At 74.9% G+C, this 2,358-nt stretch carries 1 protein-coding gene; it reads left to right on the top strand.

Translation table 11 applies throughout. From position 1 onward, the window contains the following. Positions 1-2,358, top strand: a 2,358-nt coding sequence (locus tag ACFW6P_RS32045; RefSeq protein ID WP_386425794.1) for an SDR family NAD(P)-dependent oxidoreductase, incomplete at both ends; no start/stop codon positions are given.

The following is a 2,358-nucleotide window of genomic DNA, read 5'->3' as shown; positions in this document are numbered from 1 at the left end:
TTCGCCGACGGCGTCGACACCCTCACCGCGCAGGGGGTGACCCGGTTCCTGGAGATCGGCCCCGACGGCACCCTCACCGCCCTCACCCAGAACTGCGCTCCGGACAGCGACGCCCTGTACGTACCGGTACTCCGCGGCAAGAGCCCCGAGACCCCCACCCTCGTGTCCGCGCTCTCCCGCTTCCACCTGCAGGGTGGTGCCGTCGACTGGACCGTCCTCCTGCCGGGTGCCCGCACGGTCGAGCTGCCCACCTACGCCTTCCGCCGTGACCGGTACTGGCTGGAGCGTTCCTACACCGAGGACGGCTCGGCCGTCGCCGGGACCGGCCCGCACCACCGTGTCGTCTGGCGCAGCGTGGCCGGCCTGCCCGAGGGCGAGCGCCTGGCCGGACGCTGGCTGCTCGTGCGGCCCGTCTCCCTGGAGGGCGACGACGGCTGGGACGGTGCCCTCACCGAGGCACTGGCCGAAGCGGGCGCCGACCTGGCCGTCGTCGAACACCACCGTCTCGACACGCGGGCCGAGCTCGCCCGCCGCATCGCCGCCGCTGTCGAGGACGGCCCGGTGAGCGGGGTCGTCTCCACGCTCGCCCTCGAACACGGGGAGAGCGAGGGCGTGCCCCTCGGAGTCCTCGCCACAGCCGTGCTGACCCAGGCACTCGGTGACGCCGGTGTCGGGGCTCCGCTCTGGACCCTCACCCGCGGAGCCGTCACCGCCACGGCCGACGATCCCGCCCCGGATCCCGGCCAGGCCGCCGTGTGGGGTCTCGGCCGCGTCGCCGCGCTGGAGCACCCCGATCGCTGGGGCGGGCTCATCGACCTCCCGCTCACACTGGACCGCCGCTCGGCCACCCGCCTCGTGGCCCTGCTCGCCGACGGGGACCGCGAGGACCAGGCCGCGGTCCGCCCCGGCGGACCCCTGGGCCGCCGTCTCCTCGCGGCGCCGATCCGTGAGGAGGCGGCCTGGCAGCCCACCGGTACGGTCCTGGTGACGGGGGGCACCGGCGCGCTCGGGGCCCGGGTCGCCAGGTGGGCGGCCCGGAACGGCGCCGCACACCTCGTCCTGGTCAGCCGCAGCGGCGACGGGGCGCCGGGAGCCGAGGAGCTCCGGGCGGAACTGCGCGACCTCGGCGCCGAGACGACCTTCGCGGCCCTCGACCTGGCGGACCGCCCGGCCCTGGCCGCGCTGCTCGAAGCGCACCCCGTGGACGCGGTCGTCCACACGGCCGGCGTCCTGGAGGACGGAGTCCTCGACGGTCTCACGCCCGCTGCGTTCAGCAGTGTCTTCGCCGCCAAGGTGACGGGCGCCCGCCATCTGGACGAGCTGACCCGGAACCGCGACCTCTCGGCCTTCGTCCTCTTCTCCTCCTTCGCCGGCACCGTCGGTTCGGCCGGGCAGGGCAACTACGCCGCCGCCAACGCCCTGTTGGACGCCCTCGCCGAGTGCCGCAGAAGCGCGGGCCTGCCGGCCACGTCGATCGCGTGGGGCCCGTGGGCGGGCGGCGGCATGGCCGCGGACGCGGACGCGGAAGAGCGTCAACTGCGTGGTGGCGTGGGTCTCCTGGATCCCGGCCAGGCCCTGGACGCCCTCGCGGCCTGTGCCGGGGACGCACCGGCCGCCACCCTCGTGGCGGACATCCACTGGGACCGCTTCGGTCCCGCCTTCACCGCCGTCCGTCGCAGCCCCCTGCTGGCCGAGGTGTTCCGGGCGCCGACCGGGCCCGAGGCGAGTACCGGGACCGTCACCACCGGCCTGCGTGCCCGCCTCCGGGACCTCGACCCCGATTCCCGTCGGCGCGCACTCCTGGCCGAGGTCCGCACCCGCGCGGCCGCCGCACTCGGACATGCCGGTCCGGAACAGGTGGGTGCGGACAGGGCGTTCCGTGATCTGGGCGTGGACTCGCTGATCGCGGTGGAGCTGCGCAACGTACTGGCCGCCGTGTCGGCTGTGCCTCTCCCCACGACGGCCGTCTTCGACCACCCGACCCCCCGGGCCCTGGCCGCGTTCCTGTACGGCGAGCTGTTCGGGGACGGCACGGTCACCGCCGTCGCTGCGGAGAGCGGCACAGCGGCGGCTCTGGACGAGCCGGTGGCGATCGTGGGCATGGCCTGCCGCTTCCCGGGCGGCGTGGAGTCCCCGGAGGATCTGTGGGGCCTTCTCGCGGACGGCCGTGACGGCATCGGTGACTTCCCCACCGACCGCGGCTGGGACCTCGACCTGCTCTTCGCGCCTGACCCCGGCAACCCGTACGCATGCCACACGGCACGGGGCGGTTTCCTGTCCGGTGTGGGTGGTTTCGATGCGGAGTTCTTCGGGGTGTCGCCGCGTGAGGCGTTGGCGATGGATCCGCAGCAGCGGTTG

Source organism: Streptomyces sp. NPDC058741 (assembly GCF_042746715.1).
GTDB lineage: Bacteria > Actinomycetota > Actinomycetes > Streptomycetales > Streptomycetaceae > Streptomyces.
This window is presented reverse-complemented; position numbering and strand designations above follow the sequence as displayed.